The organism is Cobetia sp. 5-25-4-2 (assembly GCF_013374075.1).
Taxonomy (GTDB): Bacteria; Pseudomonadota; Gammaproteobacteria; order Pseudomonadales; family Halomonadaceae; genus Cobetia; species Cobetia marina.
Genome location: NZ_BLWK01000002.1, coordinates 1 through 18,651 on the forward strand (window position 1 = coordinate 1; position 18,651 = coordinate 18,651).

Consider the following 18,651-nt stretch of genomic DNA (forward strand, 5'->3'; position numbering starts at 1 on the left):
CCTTCCTGATTGATGTGCTCGATCAGTTCCATGCCGACTTCCGCGGCCATCTCATCGCGGAACTTGATCATCTCCTGGAATTTCCAGGTGGTGTTGACGTGCATCAGGGGGAACGGCGGCACGCCCGGCGCGAAGGCCTTGCGCGCCAGATGCAGCATCACGGCGGAGTCCTTGCCGATGGAGTAGAGCATGACCGGATTGGAGAACTCGGCCGCCACTTCACGAATGATGTGGATGGACTCGGCCTCGAGCTGCTTGAGGTGGGTCTGACGTTCGGGGGTAAGCATCGCGTGCGGCAACCTCGTGAGCGCTGGGAGTCGCCCTGGAAGGCGGCCCGTGACAATCAGTGGGCGTGCCCGCGGGTCGTGTCGATCGAGATGACTCTCACTCTCTCACCCCCCACGGAGCATGCTGGATACCGATACGGTACCCGCGCCGCCTTGATAACGTCAAAGAATCAGAAAATATCTTTTAAGATCAAAAATGAATACCTGACTCCCGCAGCCCCGGGACACGTCAGCCCCACGCCGATGGCGAAACGCCGCGAGCGGGAGCGCGAAGGCGCTCACAGGCTGACACGCTCCACCCAGGTCTCGAGGCGCTCTCCGTCGAGATCCACGACCCTGAAGCCTGGCCGCGCCGCTTCATCGACGGCGAAATCATGGCTGAGCGGCGCGAACTGGTCTGACGTGGAGGGCACGCCATAGACGGCGACACTGCCCTGCCCGCTCGGGCGCCGGGTGGCGAAAGCCTGATGGATATGGCCGCACAGGATGGCCCGCACCTGCGAGTGATGACTCAGGGTGTCCCACAGGGCATCACGGTCGGCCAGGCCCAGCTGATCCATCCAGTCCGAGTCGATCGGCACTGGATGATGATGCATCGCCAGCAGCGTCGGCCTCGTATCCTCCTGGAGCGACAGCGACAGCGCCGCCAGCTGCTCGCGGCCAAGCTCGCCTCCCGCCTGTCCAGAGATGCGCGAGTCCAGACACAGCAGACGCCAGTCACCAAGATCAAGCTCTTGATGGAAAGGACGCAGCTCCTGCATGAAATCCGGGTGGTCATGATTGCCGGCGAACCAGAACCACGGACACCCCAGGGCATCGAACAGCTCCCCCGCCAGACGGTAGGAGGCAGGGCTCTCATCCTGGCTGACATCCCCGGTCACCAGCAGGATGTCGGGACGCAGGCTTGAGGCGTGCGCCATCACGGCCTCCAGCTGACGCAAGGGGAAGCCCAGTCGTGAGCGCGCGTCAGGGTCGGCACGCAGATGACAGTCACTTATCTGGATCAGTCGCATGGGTCTCTCGAACAGCGGAAAAAAGAACAGAACCGCGATGGCCGGGCCATCGCGGTTCTTTCAGGCAGTCAAGCGGACAGCCGGTCAGGCGTGGAATCCGCAACGCGAATTCTCTTTCTGATCATGACGCTGGTGCCGCCCTCACTCCCCCCATCCCGGCGGGCCTCACGACAGCCTCGTCACGGCAGCCTCGTCACGGCAGCCTCGTCATGGCAGCCTCGTCATGGCAACTCAGGCACATCGGCTTGCCCGAAAGCCTGAGCATGGCTCAACCACTCGCCGAGGAAACGATTGAGCTGAAGCTTTTCATCCGGCTGGTGCATGCGAGGGTTCGGATAGCGGTTGCGCCCCGAGAAATGCCGTTGACGCTGGAAGTCGGTGACTTCGGCCATGCGTACATCGTGATAGAGATGCACGCTCATCCGCGGGGAATCGATGATGTGATCCAGCACGCCAGTCTGGGCAACCGTGACCATGGTGGTATAGGGCGCGCACTCGACCACCTCGAGCAACAGGGTACCGAAGTGGCCCTGATTGCCCGCCAGGGGAAAGGCGAAGCTGTCACCTGCCTCGGCCTTGCCGAGGATGCGCGTGAGGCGCAGATAATTGGACCCGCACTCGGCATGGAGTGCTTTTAGGTCGGCCACATAGGCTTTCTTGACCTGCATGGGCAAACTCCTTGCGAATCTCAGAACATTGGCGTGCTGTCTAGCAGGGCACACCCTGTATCGTGCATGGCATGATGCGGGCAAAGCGCGACAGATCAAGCGCCGTGAGAGCGCCCGGCAGCGGGGTTTCGGCGCTCGGCACTGACGCAGGCATTGATCGACTGCCGGCCTGCCGGTGGCAGCAAGCCTCTAGAATAGCAGTTCTGGTGGGCAGGTTGAGGAACCCTGCGTGAGCCACGGGGGATTGCCAAGCAACGCCTTCGCTGTCTCAGGCGTGCATCACCCGCAGTGCAGCACGCTCCCGCAACAGCCACTGCATGGCCATGATCGCCATGGCATTGCCAAGCCTGCCCTGCTCCAGAAGCGACAGGGCCGCCTGGAAATCGAGCACATGCACGCGAATATCCTCGTTCTCTTCCGCCAGCCCATGCACCCCGCCCAGTCCGCTGCTGTCGCATAGCCCGATGAACAGGGTGACCTCTTCGGTGCAGGCGCCGGGGCTGGGGTAATAGCGGTAGAGCTCGATCAGCTCCTTCAACTCGCAACCGGCCTCCTCGACCGCCTCACGCCGCGCGACCTCCGCCGCACTTTCCTGCTTGTCCACCAGGCCGGCGATGGGCTCCAGACTCCAGGGGGTGCGCTCGTCCTCGAGCATGCCGGCCCGGATCTGCTCGACGAAGACCACACGATCCGTCACCGGGTCATAGGGCAGCACACCGACGGCATCATGGCGAACATGCACCTCGCGCTGGATCACATCACTCCAGCCACCGTTGAAACGCCGATGGCGAAGCTCGCGCTGCTCCAGGCGAAAGAAACCGTCCTGCAGCACCCTGGTCTCGACCCGTTCGACATCGTCATGCGCAAAGACCTGCTGCCCTGCCACGTGCTCTGGTGTATCGCTCATGCATCCTCCTTGGCTGAAGTCGCATTATCCCGACCTCGCCCTGCGCTGGCCAGCCCGCCCACTGGACGTGAAAGCGGCACTGTCCGAAGGAAGTGCCCCTCGTCCAGTGCCGCCGAACGGTCACCGTTGTCCTGAAGCCGCGTGCGCGACACTCACTCCAGTCGTGTGATCAATGCCTTGATCTCGCGCTTCAGCTCCTGATCGGCCAGCTCACGATTGGGCCGAGCCGGGCCCTTGAGCGCGAGCCGTGCATGCTTGAGTGCCTCGGCCTTCCTGCCCTCGGAGGCCAGATAGTCGGCATAGTAGAAATTGGTATCCATGCCCTGAGGATTGACGGCCAGCCCCTGACGCAGCACCTCCCCCGCCTTGTCATCATCGCCAAAGCCGACCGGCCAACCCGGCGCCTTGTCATACAGCGCCCCGAGCGTCACGTAGGCAGAGGCATTGTCGCCCCGGGGGTCAAGCTTGATGGCCTGCTCAAGGGTGGCCTTGGCTTCCTTGGCCAGATCCAGCGCCCCCAGTCCCCCTCGCGCCTTGGCCCACGACGCCAGGATGATACCCTCCCAGGTCAGCACATGGGCGTTGTCCGGGTATTGGTCCGCCAGCGCGCGCACTTCCTTGCCCAAGGCCTCCATGCCGGTTTCCTGAGCGTCCCCGGAGGATTGATAGTTGACCTGGGCCCAGCGTTTCATGAGTCCGAAGACGGCATCATCTCCCTCGGCGGCCTGGACGCCGGTCATGCCGGCCAGCGTGATGCCCAGCGCCATGCCTCCTGAGAGCATCAGCTGGTAGACACGATGCGTGGCGCGACGAGTACGGCGTAGCGATGACGGGGTTGGCATGGACAGCTCCCTGAAATTCATTATTGTTGGCGGGATGATACGGCAATGCCCCTTGAGACCTGCGCCTTGGCAGGCGTGCTGGCGAATTGCCGCAATGGCGATATCACAAGAACGTGAACGGCATGCCAAGACTGTAACGAACGTTTGAATCTGCCGCCAACCCCCCTTGGTCGCAGGCCTCAACGCAAGACAGCGCCCTTTGCGGGCGCTTGCCCTTCATTTTCGCAGGCTGTGGAGAAGGACATGCAAGGTCGTAACATGACGCGCTGGCGCGATCCCAAGACCGATCCTCGTCAGGAAAAGAAGAGCAACGTGATCACCCCGCAGGGCCACGCGAAGATGAAGGCGCTGGCCGACCACCTGAGGCGCGTCAGGCGACCGGAGCTGTCGCGCAAGACGGGCGAGGCCGCCGCCATGGGGGATCGCAGCGAGAATGCAGATTACACCTACAACAAGAAGGCACTGAATCAGACCATCGCCAAGATCGCCTATCTGGAAAAGCGTCTGGATGAACTGACCATCGTCGACCGCCTGCCCGCGGATCTGGAGCGCGTGTATTTCGCGGCCTTCGTGACGCTGGAGGATGAACAGGGAGAGGAGATGGAGATACGCATCGTCGGCCCTGATGAGACCGACAACGCGCGCCGCTGGATCAGCGTCGATGCCCCCCTCGCCCGGGCACTGCTAGGCAAGGGGCTGGATGATGACGTGAGCGTGGCAGCGCCGGGCGGCGAGACCACCTACATCATCACGGCCATCCGCTATCAGTCGCCGGAGGCGTAAGCGGCGGGCTGGGCATCAGGTCGCAGGGAATCAGGCCACAGAGGATCAGCGCGCCTTGCGTGCGCGATAGACCTTGAACTGGCGCGTTTCGGCCAGCACCTCGAATTCGCCGAAGGCCGCCTGCAACAGATCCGGATAGGGCAGGAAGGCATTGGCCACCAGCGTCAGGGTACCGCCCGGCACCAGGTGATCCGGCGCCTGGCTGATCAGACGCGCCGCCGGTCCGTAATCGATATCGCGCTCATGATGGAACGGCGGATTGGCCACGATGGCCTCGAACCGCTCGCCCTCGAACGCCGCGAAGACATCGCTCAGGCGTACGTCCGCCTCAAGCCCGTTGAGCGCCAGACTGCGCCTGGTCGCCTCCACCGCGAAGGCACTGACATCGCCTGCCATCACGCGCGCACCGTGACGCGCCAGCCAGCAGCTGATGATGCCGTCACCCGCCCCGATATCCAGCGCCCGCTTGTAGCCACGGGTCGGCAGGTTCTCCAGCAGCAGCGCGGTACCCGGGTCCAGCTTGGCATTGCCGTAAAGGCCCGGATGGCTGGTCAGGCGCAGCTCCAGCGCCTCGAATTCGCCCCAGCCTTCTGTCCATTCTCCAGCCACTGCCAGTGGCGATTCACTGCTGGCGGCCTGTTCGGCCGTCAACTCACGCGTGGCGGATGACCACAGCTGGCAACGACGCGCGGTATCGTCCTTGCGGGCCGTCATTCCCAGTGCCTTGAGGATGCGCTCAGCGCGCTTGATGCCACCGTTGACCTCGCCCACCACCTTGATCGGCGTACCTGCCGGCAATACATGGCACAGCGCCACCAGCCACCACTCGCCCAGCGCATGCGCCTTGGGCCAGAACAGCAAGGCACCCGCCGCCTCGCCAATCGTGGTATCCGCGCGGGCTTCGGCAAAGGCCACCGCATGGCTGACCTGGTGCCCGGCCTCCCGCGCGGCATTCACGATGCCGGTGTCATGCCCCCAGACACGCCGCTGGCGGTCCGATGACAGCCACCAGTCATCACGCGGTGCAGCGACCCACAGCCAATCACGGAAATCACTGTCCTGGCGTTCAAGCAACTGGCAGGCGGGGGTTTGAGCAGACATGAAGACTCCGAAAAGATAGGAAACGGCAGATGATGAACAGCAAGACGGCGCAGAAGCCTGCGCCGTGACACCTCAGGCAGGGCGCACCAGCTCATAGTGCAGATAGCGTCCGAGATGGACGAAGGGGGGCGTGCGCCAGTGCTGGCACTCGAGGGCCAGCAGTTTCTGCATGTCCCCCTCACTCAGCGGGTCGCGCGAGCGCAGATAATCATGGAAGACTCGCAGCCCTGTCAGCTCGCGCACCTCAAGCCCGGCCTCCTCGGCCCACTGGCGAATCTCGATATCACGCAGCGGCGAGATGGGCGTCAGACGCTTGCCCGTCCCCCATCCGGCCAACCGCCCGTCCAGCACCTTGTCGAAGTTGCCCTTGGTGACGTTGGAGAATGCCAGCGCGTCGCGATTGAAGACGCTCAATGACATCACGCCACCCGGTGCCAGCAGCTGTGCCAGCAGCAGAAACCCTTCACGCGGAGAGACCAGCCACTCAAGAACGGCATGGCAGACCACCACCGGCCATTGTCGGTGGGTGGCGGCGGCGAACCCCTGCAGGTCACGTCCATCCCAGGTCAGGCGCTCTGTCAGGGTGGCCTGCGTCAGCGGGGACGCATCCTCCTCTGGAGAGGACAGTCGCTGCATGGCACGTTCACGCATCTCATCGGAAGGCTCGACCAGCGTCAGCTGATGGCCACGCGACAACCACCAGTGCGCCATCTGACCAAGTCCGGCCCCGATCTCGAGCACCTGGGTGGCCGGCAGATGGGCGAAACGCTCCTCCATCAACTGGCGAGTCAGCGCCAGACGCACCCTGCCACGCTCGGTGGTATAGAAGCCGCGCTCGAACTTTTCCGCCAGCCCATCGAAATGACGATCCGCCGTGGCACGACGGACACGGGATTCCCCTCGAACAGGCGGGTTGGAAGCATCAGACATGGCAGACAGGATCTCGAACGTGAAGGAATCGGAGGTCACGACTGGACGACAGTCGGCAGTGCAGACGCCGAAAGGCGCCGCGCGGGACAAGGCGGCAGGTAGGCTACTCCATCAAAGCCAGAATGCAAGCAGACTGCGGCGCAGAGCCCTGACATCCGGCCGGGCAGGCGGCATTCCCCCGCTCATTGAATCCACGTAACATGGCACCCTCCGCTCATCCCGCTCCCCTTGCCTCAGACCGAGCGCCGGATCCCCGGCAGTCTTCCGTCACTGGCACCGCTGGGAGTTGATGGCTCATCCCACATCTTTTCGGACAGATGGCCACCATGAAACAACGCGTCCTGCTTGTGGTACGCAAGCTCAACATCGGCGGGATCCAGCGAAACACCGTCAATCTGGCCAATGTCCTGTGCCGCGAAGGTCACGAGGTGCATGTGCTCGTGCTCAAGGGTGAACTCGAACTCATCCCGGACCCGGGCGTACATGTCCACCAGATCGACTTCGACAAGGCATTCCGCAAGACCGGCATTGGCCTGGTGTATGACCTCTTCACCCGCGCAGTGCTCAACCCTCTGATCAAGGGCTCTGGATTCGTCTGGCGCGGCTATTACGGTGGCGCCTACCTGCGGCGATTCATCCGTACCCTGGAAACACGCCATGGCCCCGTCGACCGGGTGATCATGCGCGGCCAGGGCGCCTTCGAGACGGTCTGGTCACTCAAGGACCCGCGCCTGTGGCAGGTCACCGTGTCCTGGCCCGGTGACATCCGCCAGGGCTGGCGTCAGAAGTTCCTGCTCAAGCGCCTGTACGCCGACAAGCAGATCATCTGCAATACCGACAATGTCCGCGAACAACTCGAGCGACTGCTCTCGCAACACGCTGTCACGCCTCGACGCCTCGCCACCATCGGCAACGTCTGCGATCTCGATGCCATCGCGCAGATGGCGGATGAGCCCGTGGAGCTGCCATCACGTCCCTATGTCGTGCAGGTATGTCGCCTGTCGGACGTGAAGCGTCAGGATGTCCTGATCAAGGCCTATCTCGCCGCCGATATCGAGGAAGACCTGGTCATCGTCGGCGATGGGCCCAAGCGCGAGAGTGTGGAGAACCTGATTCGCGAGCTCGGGGTGGGCGACCGGGTCCATCTCATCGGCAGCCGGGTCAATCCCTACCCGTGGATGAAGCATGCCCGTCTGTTCATTCTCAGCTCGCGCAGTGAAGCCTTCGGAATCGTGCTGGTGGAAAGCATGTGCTGCGGCACGCCATGTGTCGCGCCGGATGTCCCCGGTGGGGTCCGCAATGTGCTGATCCATGATCAGGCGCGGCTGATCTCCGAGAACAGCATTGAAGGCCTGGCAGCCAAGATCCGCGAAGGGCTCGAGAACCCGCCGTCACTCGCCGAGGATCCGGAGTTGATCGAACGTTTCCGCGACACCCGTATCATGCAGGAATTTCTGGCCCTGCCAACGGATGCCGAGGCAGCACATCGCGACTGAACACAACGCGATGGAATGACGAGATGCCCCGCCCCGCCCGGCACGACTGCCATTCTCCTGGCAACAGGTCAGGGCATCATAAATGACGTGCCATGCATGAGGTGCCGTGCTTTTCAAGCCGGGGTCCGGCTCACCCTCAAAGCTACTGGCGCATGGGCGCGCAGGACGTGACCCGGCCCGGAAGCCAGAGGGCAGGCAAGCGAGAGACAGCAGAAAGACACCCTGTACAGAGAGTGACGAGAGATGCAGGAAAGAATGATGCGGGGATGAATGAAGGGCTGGCGCCCCCTGCAGGAGTCGTAGAAGCCCGCAACCATGCGGCTTAAAGAGAAGTTTTCCCACTCCCCATACATCGAGCCATACACGACGATCAGCATTGAAATATAATTTGCCTTCAAGACCTAGTTAGTCATTTGAATACGTCACGCGAAATCTTAAGGCCTGAACGCTCCTCTGCGCGTCGGAGGATTGTACATACGCCCCAGAATGATTTACACGAAGAATTAACGATCTTTCTTGAGGTCTTACAAAAATATTAATCTGAGATGCAACACTCCCAAAATTCCTCTAATATGTAAGTTAGGGTAAGTATAAAATTCTAAAGTTGTCACAAAGTTAAAAACAAAGTAATTTCAATCTACTATTATGCAGGCGTTATAATGACAAAGCGACTATTTATTAGCCATTCTTGGAGTTATAGCGAGCGCTATAACTCTATGGTAAGTCTTTTAAACTCAAAACCGTTTTTTCAATGGACAAATTATTCAATACCAGAGGAGAGAGCATTCACACTTAGATCTAAAGAGACAATGAAAGAGGAATTACGCCAACAGATTCGGCCGGTGAATTGCGTCATAATAATAAGCGGAATGTGGTTCAATCATAGCGAATGGATTCAGTTTGAACTTGATTATGCATCAATTCTAGGAAAACCTATTTTAGCTGTTCGGCCTCGCAGCGCAAGAATGATGCCTTATGCTATAACAAACAAAGCAGACAAGATTGTCAACTGGAACACAGATTCGATAGTTGCAGGGATTAGAGAAATATCATGAGACTTCCCACACTCCAACTCCCTAGTTTGTATTATAGCGCTGACTCTGCATCAGCTACAACACAGAATAAGTTCCTATGGACAACAAGATCGGAATATTTCTTATTATTTATTGCCGCATCATTAAGCTCCACAAAGAGCCTTACTTCTATCGGGCCGCTACCAATTACTATCGCTATAATACTATTGGCATTGATCTTTATTGTAAAGATATATAAAAAACTAGACCAAGAATGGTATTGCTGTAGAGCACTGGCCGAGTCAATTAAAACTTCAACATGGCGCTTTTGCATGAGAGCCCATCCATTTCAAGATGCTCATGACTTAAGCCAGCCAAAAAAAGAGTTTAGGCAATTGATGGGGAAGCTGTTAACAAGCCATCAGAATATTTCTGCTAATTTAACTAGCAAAGGCAACGAGTATTTTACTGGTTCAATGATGCATGTAAGAGACGCCTCTTTGAGTAGCAGAATATCTTATTATATAACAAATCGAATTGATGAGCAGCATAGCTGGTATTCCAGAAAATCTGAAGAGAACAGAAAAGCCTTTAGAAACTGGGGCATAATAACAATACTCGTATATGTTGCTGCTGCAGTGGCTTTAAACTCTGAATCTATAGGGATTCCTTGGGCCACTTATGCTTTTGATCCTTTACTCGTTGTAGTTACTTCTGCTATTGGCTGGATACAAATGAAAAGGCATAGTGAACTTAGAGCTAGCTATAACCTTACAGCTCAAGAAATCTCATTAATAAGAAGTTATCACACTGATATTACAAATGAAGAAGAGTTTTCTAATTTCATTAACGAAGCAGAGTTAGCATTCTCGCGGGAGCATACTCAGTGGATCGCTAGGCGAGATGTAAACTAATCAAAGATATAAACAGGGAAAGTTATGAATAGTGATTTTCAAAAAATCATGTTTATCAGAACAAAAATTGAAGAGAACTTCACCAGTGGTGATTGGCAAGAGATTGGTCTTTTCACGGGTCTAGATGACTATATAGACAATCATCCCAGATTGCTAAGAAGCCTGCACTTTGGTGATGAGGACTATCCTGAATGCGTTCTTGGCTTCCTTAAGCAGGCCCGCAAAGAATCCCCGCAAAACTTAGATACTATTAAAGAATATCTAGATAAAAAATATCCATCTGACAACAACATATTTGTTTCACAAAAACGGGGTGAAAGAACAATAACATTTTCTCCCAACGCTTTTAGTGTACCTGAAATCAGCTTGGAAAACGATTTGGTTTCAGTAATGATGCCTTTTGAGCACAGCTTTGATAATGCATATAAGGGCATACAACAAGCCTGTAAGACTTCTCGCCTACGCTGTATTAGAGCTGACGCAGTGTGGGAGAACAGCAACTTCATGCAAGATATATTCAACCTTATATTCAAGTCAAGCATAGTGGTGGTTGACTTTAGCTCGAAGAATCCAAATGTTATGTACGAAACAGGGATCGCTCACACGTTAGGAAAAAATGTAGTGCCAATTACTCAGAATATGAATGATCTTCCCTCCGATCTTAGACACCATAAAGCCTTACTGTACCTTAACAATGAGCAAGGAATTACCGAATTATCAACGAAGCTATCAAAGAGGCTATCTTTCATTCACAATGATCAATTCCCTTTTTAAAAATTTACACCTCTAAATATAATGTGGGCAGGTTAAAAGCCTGCCCCACAATCTGGTCCCCCTCCACGTAGACCATGCCACCCACCTGGGCATCGCCTTGGCAGGTGCGCACCCCACCCCCTACCAGATCCACGCAAACGCGCGAGCCGCTGACGCTGATCACCTCGCCTACCTGGCGCGGCGTGGTCGGCAGCAACGCCAGCAGGCGGCGATATGGATTGGCCATGCTATCCCCCTCCTTTGCTTGAACTGATACCACACGACGCCATCACAGATGGAATCTTTGCAGCTCGATAGACTGGCGCACGCTCAGGGCACGCCCCTGCAGGCTGGCGCTGACGCTCACGCCACGCGAGACACCACGCCAGCCATCGCACTCGATCATCATGCCAGGCAGCAGCAGGCCGCCCAGAGAAGCCGCCAGGGGCATCTGCAGGCTCTCGGTGCTCTGGCGTAGGGTAGCGGCCAGCTCAGCGATCCCACGCGACTGGGCCGGTGCCTGATCGGTGATCAGGGCATCCACCACGGTGGGTGCCAGCTGATCGCCTGCGGTGCCCTGCCGGATGATCTGGGCCTGGATGCCGCCGGTGTCGCCATGCAACCAAACGGCATTGCGGGCATCACCTGGCTGCTGATCGCTGCCCAGCTGGGTGATGATGTCGCGCGGCACCGCCAGATCGACCTCGGCCTCAGACCAGCGCCAGGGCGCTGCCTCGAAGCGGGGCGCGACGATGATGGTCTGATCCTGCTGGTGGGCCTGCACATAGCCGCCGGCCGCCTGGGCAATGCGCGAGATGGCGTCGATAGGCGCGAGGCTGTCATAACTCCACGCGCCGGCGGGCACCACCCAGTCAGTCATGCGCCAATCCAGTGACCAGCCCTCTGGCAGCTCAGCACGGGCGAGCTGCGAGGCAGTGGCCTGGCTGTCCTCGGTGTAGCTGCGCGCGGTGGCGTAGGGCGCCCCCAGGTACGCCGCGAGCGAGCGGCCGCTGATGGTCACGCTATGGCTCTGCCAGCTCTCAGAGCGTCGCCAGCCATCCACCAGGCACCGCCACTGCTCGCCATTGATCTCGGCCATCACCTCCACCGGCTGACCATCGGTGACGGTCACCAGCGCTTGAGCATCACGCCCTGCCAGGCCAGCAGAGAATGACCATGCCCAGCTGTCAGCGTCGATGCTGAGCGACATCTGGGTGGCCGGCAGCTCCAGGCCATCGGAGAGGCGCACCAGGCGCGCGGAGTTTTGCACGATATAGAGCCTTTTGACGGGAATGGTCGGGGTGGGTATCTCACACGTCAGACCGAACTGCAGCACCCACGGGGCGCTCGGCATGGCGTGGCAGAATTGCAGGGTGGTGGTGCCCTCCACCGGCTCGAGCACCGGCGGCTCAGGCGGATCTGGCGGCAAGTCGATGCCAGGCGGTGGCCGGCGGGCCTGCTCCCAGGGCACGCGCCAATCGTCGCCGGTGGTGCGCCCCTGCTGATAGGGCACATCCATCGTCACCGGCTCGAGGGTGCGGGCCTCCTCATAGCGCGAGCACCGGCGGGCGTCATTGCGCGGCGGGTGCTGATAGCCACTCGAGCGAGCAGCAGCGATGCCCTGCCCCTGCTCCCATACCGGCCGAGATGCGCGGCGGACACGCGGCAGCTGCAGCCACCGGCTGCCACTGAGGGTGCCCAGGATGCGCTCGGCCTGCTCCCACCGCGAGCCACTGATGGCATCGGTGCGGGGCCGTGCCGACCACTGGCCACCCTGACTGGCCGCAAGCGTTGCGCCCTGCTCGAAAGCTGACGCGGTGGTGCCATAGGGGCGAGCCGGCGGCTCCCAGCGGATGCTGCCCTGGGCCTCGAGCGGGACTACGTTCTCGAAACGGACACCGGCACTATCTGATGGCCCACGAAAGACATTGATCTCGCGGGTCAGTGCGACATCGACCACCGCCGGCGCACCCAGCGTGGCCACCAGCGAAAGGCTGACACCATGCTCGACGCGGATCTCTGCCGACACCGGCGGCGTGGTCACCTCCAGACTGAGCGACTGGATCAGCTCGAGCTGCGCCCGCACGGTGGCCACTGGCATCACCAGGCTGGCCGCGATCTCGATGGCACCGCCCTGGGCGAGTCGAGCATCGACTGATGGCGGCATCAGCTGAGCATCGAGCACCAGCTCGCGCGGCAGCTCCACCGCCTCAGTGGCACCACCAAAGCCAAGCACGACATTGCCACCCGCCGGCGGCGTATAGTCACCGGCGAACAGCAGCAGCAAACCAGGATCTCCCCCCAGGCGCAGCTCGAGCGCTCGCGCATTCCAGGGTGCAAGACCCTGGACAAACTGCAGCCTGATCTCTCTCACGGTGCCCCCTAGCCCTCAGCGAATACCATGCGGCTGATCCGCGTCAGTATCCCGCGATAAATCGTTGTCGAGCTGATGGTCACATCAGCGCCAGATCCCTCGATGCCGACATCCAGATCCATCACCCAGGCACCCGCGCCATCGACCAGGCGCGACCAGGTGGCCTCGCCATCGGCATCGGCCATCACCTCCTCGAAGCTCGCCCCCGTCAGGACGCCACCAGAGAGATCGGCGGCGAATGGCTGGGGCACCTCCAGCGTGACCAGTGCCACCTGATCGGTGACGGCAGCACCAGGTGATGGGCGGGTGCCGGAGTACACAACGAATGACGCCGGCGAATCGCCGGCATCTATCGCACCGGCGATGGCCGCCAGGCGCGCATCTTTTACGCTTGTCGAGAAGCTGATCACGGGGCGTCCTCCACCTCAGAATGCACATTGTCTGACACGACAGCGTTTTGCTGCAGGGTGTGATCGAAGGCCATCACGTAGAACGCGATGCGCGGATCGAGGTCCGTAAAGCGGTATTTGCCATCGGCATCGCTCCACGTCTCGCGCACGATGCGGCCAGTGGCGCGCTCATGCACCCGCACCCGCCGGCTGACGGGCTGGGCCTGGATGTCCAGCACGGTGCCGGCAATGACGCCCATGCGCGCCGGATCTGAGACGCCGCCAGTGGCCGTGCCATTAGCACCACTGCCGTCAAGCTGATCAAATCTTACTAAAGGGAGTCCAGTATCTGTCACGACGAGAATGCTAGATTGACCATTATTTTTTATTGCACTTGGATTAACTACTCGGACAGAGTTTTGATTGGCATTGTAAAGCCCATTCACACCAGATTTATTGACTACAATAATTTCATCAGCCATAAATCACTCCCAATCAGCGAGACTTATAGCAACAAGGCCGCTCATATAATTCTTTTCATCTGCAGCTGTCATAATCATGAGGACTGGATCGCCATCTAGGCCAGGTATATGATCAATAATCGACCCATGATAAACATCGCTAGCATTGAGAGATTGATACAAGCCAGGCAGATACCCTCGAGCAGCTTGCTCCTTAATATAGCTTGTCTGCGCGAACCCTCCTTTCCCCTCTCTTACAATGATTTTTCCCAGCGAGATATGCAGACCATTATCTGACGGGTTTGGGTAATCGAAGGTTGTGCCTGGTGACTGGCCAACACCGACTAAAGAGCATGCCTCCACACCAGGGAGCTGATGGTTCGCTCGAGAGATTGTAAAAAAGTTAGTATAACCAAACTTCCAGCTATATGGATATATGGAACGACTGGAGCTATTCCAATTATCTCTGCCATAAATACCATTGACAATACAATTATAACTATCTGCGGGTCTAAATGATGGAATATCACCAGCAAACATAAGCCCATACCCGCCATCATAACCATAGCGATTTACATAATAAATAAACTTGGAGTTTGCTACGATCTTCCAATCTGGGTCGAAGCGGAGAGACGTTAGGTAGTAGTCTGAGAATGGCCAAAACTGTACGTTCTCACTCCCAAATGTATCTAAATCGGTAAAGTCTTCCACCCAGGCAACTTGTGCGACTCGAGAGGCACTGGTGGTATCAGGATAATTGGTGTGGGTGTCATTGCGCACGATCAAAGTCAGGTCTGTCGCCGTCACATCAGTGCGTCGAAAAGCCGCCCGATGGGTATCGGCATCCTCGGCCACCACCTCCCAGCCTCCCACGGGTGGCGTCTTGATCTCGATCAGCTCGCCGGTCGCCTCAGCAGCAGCGGGCGCGGCATCAAGCGCGAAGCGCACCCAATCGCTACCGATGGCAGTCACGCGATGCTCGCCATTGTAGCCTGCCTGGTCTGCCCCGCTGATGGCGATCACCTGCCATTTGAGGTAGCCGTGACCACTGCCCACGCTCGCGGTGGCTTGTTGAGTGGCGCTGTCATACGTCAGCGAGGTGATGGGTTTGGTGTTGAAGCCGGTCACAAGGCAGGCTTTCAGCAGCTCGACAAGCGCTCCATATTCATCACCATTGGCAGGGCTGCCGCCCATGTCATTGCTGAACCACTTCACGGGAAAATCGGCCATCTTGAACGTCTCCAGAAACAAGGCCGCCCAGCGAGTGGCTGGGCGGTTGAGGAATAGGAATAGGGGTAGAGGGTTGCGCCTGCCGTCTACGGTCAGGCGTTGGCGTTGCCACGGATCTGCAGCCTAAAGCTATCTTGCTGCCCGCTGGCTGGCCCTTGCAGGATCACGCGCGCCAGCCACATCGGGAAGGATGCGCCGATGGTCGAGAAGCGAATCACGTTACCATTCACCCAGCCGGCCCCGAAGCCGCCCGCCTTGAGCGTCCAATAGGGTACGCCCTGATTCGGGTTGGTAGGCGACGTGTCCTCATTGATATTGCCCACGCCGATCTCGCCCACGGTGCGGCCGATGATGCGGAACGTGCTTGAGCCGGTGAAGATCAGCGCCCAATCCTCAGTGATGGCCCCGCGATTGGTGATGATCGGCGGGTAGGTGCTCAGGTTGTACTCGGCCAGGGTGCCATCTGCGCCATCGTTGTCGTCTTTGCTCCAGTCTCGATCCCAGCTCGATAGATCGAAGAAGTCAGCCACGCGCGCTTGCAGATCACCGGCCACCATCGCGGCGCTGACCAGCGTATCGCCGGCGGGGTAGTCGTGGCTCAGATTGCCCTTGAGCGTCAGCGCCCCCGATAGATCCACGTCACCCACCAGCAGCATGTCCTCGACACGGTGCAGGGCGTACCAGGGTTCGGGGTGGGTGGCCGTGTCAGGTGCAGCGAGCTGCACGGTGCCGGCGTCGAGGTCTGCACTGTACTGGGTGGCCGGCACCTCCTCGCCGGTGGCGTCCTCCACCACCAGACTGGCCAGCCGCGAGCGGCCGACATCCAGCGTGGTGCCGCCACCGATCCCCAGCGGGAACGGGGCGCGACCAGTGTGATGCACCACCACCACGCCGCCGGCGCGATAGATAGGCACGCGGCCATCGCTGGGCAGGCGCACGGGGTCGATGCCGATCAGCTCAGCCTCGAGCGGCAGCGTGGTCAGAATGACGGCATTGAAACGGGCGGTGCTCGGGATCACCTGGGTGGGCCGCCAGATCATGCCGGCGTCATCCACGGCGGTGGCGTCGTACCAGGATTCGGCGCGCTCGGCAGCGCTCAGGCTGTCATTCCTGACCAGCGCGCCGAAGGTGACGCGCACCACTCCCGTCTCGAAGCTCACGCTGCCTGACATCTCGTCACCCTCGATCTCGCCAGAGAGTGCCGCCTGGCCGGTAATCGAGCGGCCGTCGAGCGTCGTGGCCTGGATCAGCAGACCACCCACCTGCAGCGGCGAGCCTGGCGTGCGGAAAAACGCCTCATCGAGCGTCCAGGTGCCGAAGGTGCTCACCAGCGTTTTGACGGTGATGGTGGCGCTGGTGCCGCTCGGCCAGTCAGTGATGCGGGCATCGCCGGTGCCATAGTCGATGGTCCCCGCGAGAACGCCGGCCCCGTTGCTGGTCACGCTGCGATAGAGACTGCCCTGGCGGTCGATGAACGTATCGCCTCGGAAGATGAACGACAGCGTGCCAGGCACGACGCTATCTTGCAGCAGGGGCATCAGCTCGACATCGAGCGGGGCGAGATCCTGGGTGATGGTGTGGGTGGTCGGGGCGGCGCTGTCCAGCTGGCTGGTCAGCCAGACGCTCGAACCATTCTCGAAAACGTCGCGCTTTTCTTTGCTGCCCCACTCGCGGTGCGTGGCGTCGCCATCATCCCACTCGCTGACCTCGCGGATCTTCTCGACCTCGAAGGTCACCGCGCCGGTGGCATAGTCGATGCTGCCCTCCCATCCACCATTGAAGCCGCCACGGCCATCATCGGTGATGGTGTAGGTGACATCTGCCTCGCCGCCATTCTGCTCGACAGTCTCCCAGGTGCCGGTGCGCGGACTGCTGCGCGACTCGCTCTCGCTGCTCGACCAGGTGCGCACCACCGACCAGGTGATGGCGACGCTACCAGGACGCACCGGCGCATCGCTGATGCTGAGGCTGACCAGGCCGGCCCCGTTGGCAGACGGCAGAAATTGCTCGGTTTTCGGTGCCCCGTAGTCATATTCGATCTCGACCTGGGTGCTGGCATCTGGGAAGGCATCGCCATTGAACTCGACATACGCCTCGCCAGGCTGGGGCGCGCCACTGCCGTCGGCATAGCCATAGACCACGCGGCCGGTGGCTGCGCCGCTGAGGCTGCCCAGGCCATCATCGGTGGCCGTCTTCTCGCTGCCGCCAGAGATCCAGCGCACGGTAACGCTGCCAGGCATCACGCCGGCGTGATCGAGCACGAACGTCATCCAGGGTTTGTCGATGGTGGCCTGGCCGGCGCGGTCCTCATAGTGGGCCGGCGTGCCCCAGCTGAACAGCACCGAACTGCCGACATCCGGCAGGCCGCCCAGCGTCACGCTGACAGATCCGGTGGCGTAGTCCACGCGCCCCGCCCCGCTGCCGCTGAGATCGCCATTGGCGTCATCGTCGCGCAGCTCATACCACTTGCCCAGCGAGCGATACGCGATCACCACGCTACCAGGTGCCGGCAGCGGGTCCAGGCGGCTGACATAGGTGAAGCCACGATTATTCAGCTCGATAGCGATCTGGGTGGTGCTGGCGATCTGCGCCACCTCGAAGGTCGAGCCACCGCTGCTGACGCTGATGGTGGCCGTGCCGCCCACCTGCACATCGGTCACCGCCTGCTCGGTGGTGGTGGCCGGCACAAGCGGCGCATAGGTGCTGGCCACGGTGACGCTATTGGCCCCGAAGGTGGCCGGCTGGGTCAGGGTGCTGACGCCATAGTAACGGGCGGCATCGGTGCTCTGCCCCTCGCGGATCACGGTGTCAGGGTCGAGGGTGCCAGGCTTGGGCTGCACGCCATAGACGCGCTGGCGCAGCGCGGTGGATAGCCCCAGCGTCAGCACGCGGCGCTCGAACGTCTGCACGTTGCTGCCGTTCTCATACTCAAACGTGCGGATCTCGTGGTCGATCTCTGAGATGCGCACATATTGGACCTCGCCGGCGGCATCGCCCTGCTCGGTCATCAGCGCCAGCACATCGCCCAGATCGGGCAGCGTGGCCTCTGGCATCTGAAACGTGATGATGCTGCGCTGGCCGGCCAGCTGATCGCCCAGCAGCGTCATGCGCGAGGTCGCGCCGGCGGTCACATAGCTCTCGACATAATCGCGGGACTCGGCACGCTCATCAGATGGCGAGCCGGTATCGAACATCACCACGCTGACATTCGGATCAGCCGGCACCTGGTCAATGATCGCGTGCGCGCCGAAATATTGGGCGGTGTTGTCGGTCAGTACGCCGGCACCCACCTTGCGCAGCGAGGTGCGCCCCGCTGCGCGATCAAGATCAGAGATGTCATCAAAGATGTCATTGCTCGCGCCATCGGTCACGGGGCGGCCAGTCAGCCGGCCACCGCCATCGGCGTTGTCGGTCATGCGCTCGGACTGCAGGATGCGGATGTCGCCGCTATGGATTGTTTCGTCGGCCATTGGGCTGGCTCCAGCAAGGT

18 protein-coding genes are annotated in these 18,651 nt (G+C 59.9%); 5 read left to right on the forward strand and 13 right to left on the reverse strand.

The features are described from left to right. From HXS65_RS04785 to HXS65_RS04805, 5 genes are all read right to left on the reverse strand, one after another. Positions 1 to 287 (reverse strand): phosphoadenosine phosphosulfate reductase family protein (locus HXS65_RS04785; protein ID WP_176493331.1); only part of this gene is annotated, 287 nt, incomplete at its 3' end. A gap of 278 nt (positions 288 to 565) precedes the next feature. Further along, positions 566 to 1,300, reverse strand: a complete 735-nt coding sequence (locus HXS65_RS04790; protein WP_176493332.1) for a metallophosphoesterase — start codon at positions 1,298 to 1,300, stop codon at positions 566 to 568. A 221-nt stretch (positions 1,301 to 1,521) separates the two neighbouring features. Beyond that, positions 1,522 to 1,968: a DUF1249 domain-containing protein gene (locus HXS65_RS04795; RefSeq protein ID WP_077374279.1), complete on the reverse strand. Its 447-nt coding sequence runs from the start codon at positions 1,966 to 1,968 to the stop codon at positions 1,522 to 1,524. Positions 1,969 to 2,236: 268 nt separating this feature from the next. Further along, positions 2,237 to 2,875, reverse strand: coding sequence for an NUDIX domain-containing protein (locus HXS65_RS04800; RefSeq protein ID WP_077374282.1), 639 nt, complete (start codon positions 2,873 to 2,875; stop codon positions 2,237 to 2,239). A gap of 152 nt (positions 2,876 to 3,027) precedes the next feature. Beyond that, positions 3,028 to 3,717, reverse strand: a complete 690-nt coding sequence (locus tag HXS65_RS04805; protein ID WP_176493333.1) for a hypothetical protein — start codon at positions 3,715 to 3,717, stop codon at positions 3,028 to 3,030. A 243-nt stretch (positions 3,718 to 3,960) separates the two neighbouring features. Here HXS65_RS04805 and HXS65_RS04810 point away from each other — a divergent pair, with 243 nt between their 5' ends. Continuing rightward, positions 3,961 to 4,500, forward strand: a complete 540-nt coding sequence (locus HXS65_RS04810) for a GreA/GreB family elongation factor (RefSeq protein WP_077374288.1) — start codon at positions 3,961 to 3,963, stop codon at positions 4,498 to 4,500. Between the two features lie 45 nt (positions 4,501 to 4,545). Here HXS65_RS04810 and HXS65_RS04815 read toward each other — a convergent pair whose 3' ends face one another. Continuing rightward, positions 4,546 to 5,601 carry a methyltransferase gene (locus HXS65_RS04815; RefSeq protein WP_176493334.1) on the reverse strand — a complete coding sequence of 352 codons (1,056 nt, stop codon included), beginning with the start codon at positions 5,599 to 5,601 and terminating at the stop codon, positions 4,546 to 4,548. A gap of 72 nt (positions 5,602 to 5,673) precedes the next feature. Beyond that, a complete protein-coding gene (locus HXS65_RS04820; RefSeq protein ID WP_176493335.1) occupies positions 5,674 to 6,531 on the reverse strand; it encodes a methyltransferase domain-containing protein in 858 nt (285 codons plus the stop codon). A 326-nt stretch (positions 6,532 to 6,857) separates the two neighbouring features. Here HXS65_RS04820 and HXS65_RS04825 point away from each other — a divergent pair, with 326 nt between their 5' ends. The 4 genes from HXS65_RS04825 (at position 6,858) to HXS65_RS04840 (ending at position 10,728) form a co-directional block, all read left to right on the forward strand. Then, positions 6,858 to 8,027, forward strand: coding sequence for a glycosyltransferase (locus HXS65_RS04825; RefSeq protein ID WP_164850279.1), 1,170 nt, complete (start codon positions 6,858 to 6,860; stop codon positions 8,025 to 8,027). A gap of 659 nt (positions 8,028 to 8,686) precedes the next feature. Further along, positions 8,687 to 9,082: a TIR domain-containing protein gene (locus HXS65_RS04830; RefSeq protein WP_176493336.1), complete on the forward strand. Its 396-nt coding sequence runs from the start codon at positions 8,687 to 8,689 to the stop codon at positions 9,080 to 9,082. Next, entirely contained in the window at positions 9,079 to 9,954 is an 876-nt protein-coding gene (locus tag HXS65_RS04835) for a DUF4231 domain-containing protein (RefSeq protein ID WP_176493337.1), read from the forward strand. Before HXS65_RS04830 ends, HXS65_RS04835 begins: the two co-directional genes overlap by 4 nt. A 24-nt stretch (positions 9,955 to 9,978) precedes the next feature. After that, positions 9,979 to 10,728 carry a hypothetical protein gene (locus HXS65_RS04840; RefSeq protein WP_176493338.1) on the forward strand — a complete coding sequence of 250 codons (750 nt, stop codon included), beginning with the start codon at positions 9,979 to 9,981 and terminating at the stop codon, positions 10,726 to 10,728. Between the two features lie 4 nt (positions 10,729 to 10,732). On the opposite strand, the gene HXS65_RS04845 is transcribed toward HXS65_RS04840, so the two are convergent. The 6 genes from HXS65_RS04845 to HXS65_RS04870 all read right to left on the reverse strand — a co-directional run bounded on the left by HXS65_RS04845 (position 10,733) and on the right by HXS65_RS04870 (position 18,631). Next, complete coding sequence (locus HXS65_RS04845) at positions 10,733 to 10,954, reverse strand: hypothetical protein (RefSeq protein WP_176493339.1); 222 nt, start codon at positions 10,952 to 10,954, stop codon at positions 10,733 to 10,735. A gap of 42 nt (positions 10,955 to 10,996) precedes the next feature. Continuing rightward, entirely contained in the window at positions 10,997 to 12,994 is a 1,998-nt protein-coding gene (locus tag HXS65_RS04850) for a hypothetical protein (protein ID WP_176493340.1), read from the reverse strand. 95 nt (positions 12,995 to 13,089) lie between these two features. After that, entirely contained in the window at positions 13,090 to 13,491 is a 402-nt protein-coding gene (locus tag HXS65_RS04855; protein ID WP_176493341.1) for a hypothetical protein, read from the reverse strand. Beyond that, entirely contained in the window at positions 13,488 to 13,952 is a 465-nt protein-coding gene (locus HXS65_RS04860) for a carboxypeptidase-like regulatory domain-containing protein (protein WP_176493342.1), read from the reverse strand. Before HXS65_RS04860 ends, HXS65_RS04855 begins: the two co-directional genes overlap by 4 nt. A 3-nt stretch (positions 13,953 to 13,955) precedes the next feature. Then, positions 13,956 to 15,161, reverse strand: coding sequence for a hypothetical protein (locus HXS65_RS04865; RefSeq protein ID WP_176493343.1), 1,206 nt, complete (start codon positions 15,159 to 15,161; stop codon positions 13,956 to 13,958). A gap of 92 nt (positions 15,162 to 15,253) precedes the next feature. Beyond that, a complete protein-coding gene (locus HXS65_RS04870; RefSeq protein ID WP_176493344.1) occupies positions 15,254 to 18,631 on the reverse strand; it encodes a hypothetical protein in 3,378 nt (1,125 codons plus the stop codon). Between the last annotated feature and the right edge of the window lie 20 nt (positions 18,632 to 18,651).

Excerpts from the sequence above, each read along its gene's own strand:
- HXS65_RS04820 (WP_176493335.1), bottom strand. The coding sequence starts at position 6,531 with ATGTCTGATGCTTCCAACCCGCCTGTTCGAGGGGAATCCCGTGTCCGT.
- HXS65_RS04795 (WP_077374279.1), bottom strand. The coding sequence starts at position 1,968 with ATGCAGGTCAAGAAAGCCTATGTGGCCGACCTAAAAGCACTCCATGCC.
- HXS65_RS04825 (WP_164850279.1), top strand. The coding sequence starts at position 6,858 with ATGAAACAACGCGTCCTGCTTGTGGTACGCAAGCTCAACATCGGCGGG.
- HXS65_RS04865 (WP_176493343.1), bottom strand. The coding sequence starts at position 15,161 with ATGGCCGATTTTCCCGTGAAGTGGTTCAGCAATGACATGGGCGGCAGC.
- HXS65_RS04790 (WP_176493332.1), bottom strand. The coding sequence starts at position 1,300 with ATGCGACTGATCCAGATAAGTGACTGTCATCTGCGTGCCGACCCTGAC.
- HXS65_RS04860 (WP_176493342.1), bottom strand. The coding sequence starts at position 13,952 with ATGGCTGATGAAATTATTGTAGTCAATAAATCTGGTGTGAATGGGCTT.
- HXS65_RS04870 (WP_176493344.1), bottom strand. The coding sequence starts at position 18,631 with ATGGCCGACGAAACAATCCATAGCGGCGACATCCGCATCCTGCAGTCC.
- HXS65_RS04800 (WP_077374282.1), bottom strand. The coding sequence starts at position 2,875 with ATGAGCGATACACCAGAGCACGTGGCAGGGCAGCAGGTCTTTGCGCAT.
- HXS65_RS04835 (WP_176493337.1), top strand. The coding sequence starts at position 9,079 with ATGAGACTTCCCACACTCCAACTCCCTAGTTTGTATTATAGCGCTGAC.
- HXS65_RS04815 (WP_176493334.1), bottom strand. The coding sequence starts at position 5,601 with ATGTCTGCTCAAACCCCCGCCTGCCAGTTGCTTGAACGCCAGGACAGT.
- HXS65_RS04830 (WP_176493336.1), top strand. The coding sequence starts at position 8,687 with ATGACAAAGCGACTATTTATTAGCCATTCTTGGAGTTATAGCGAGCGC.
- HXS65_RS04805 (WP_176493333.1), bottom strand. The coding sequence starts at position 3,717 with ATGCCAACCCCGTCATCGCTACGCCGTACTCGTCGCGCCACGCATCGT.
- HXS65_RS04810 (WP_077374288.1), top strand. The coding sequence starts at position 3,961 with ATGCAAGGTCGTAACATGACGCGCTGGCGCGATCCCAAGACCGATCCT.
- HXS65_RS04840 (WP_176493338.1), top strand. The coding sequence starts at position 9,979 with ATGAATAGTGATTTTCAAAAAATCATGTTTATCAGAACAAAAATTGAA.
- HXS65_RS04845 (WP_176493339.1), bottom strand. The coding sequence starts at position 10,954 with ATGGCCAATCCATATCGCCGCCTGCTGGCGTTGCTGCCGACCACGCCG.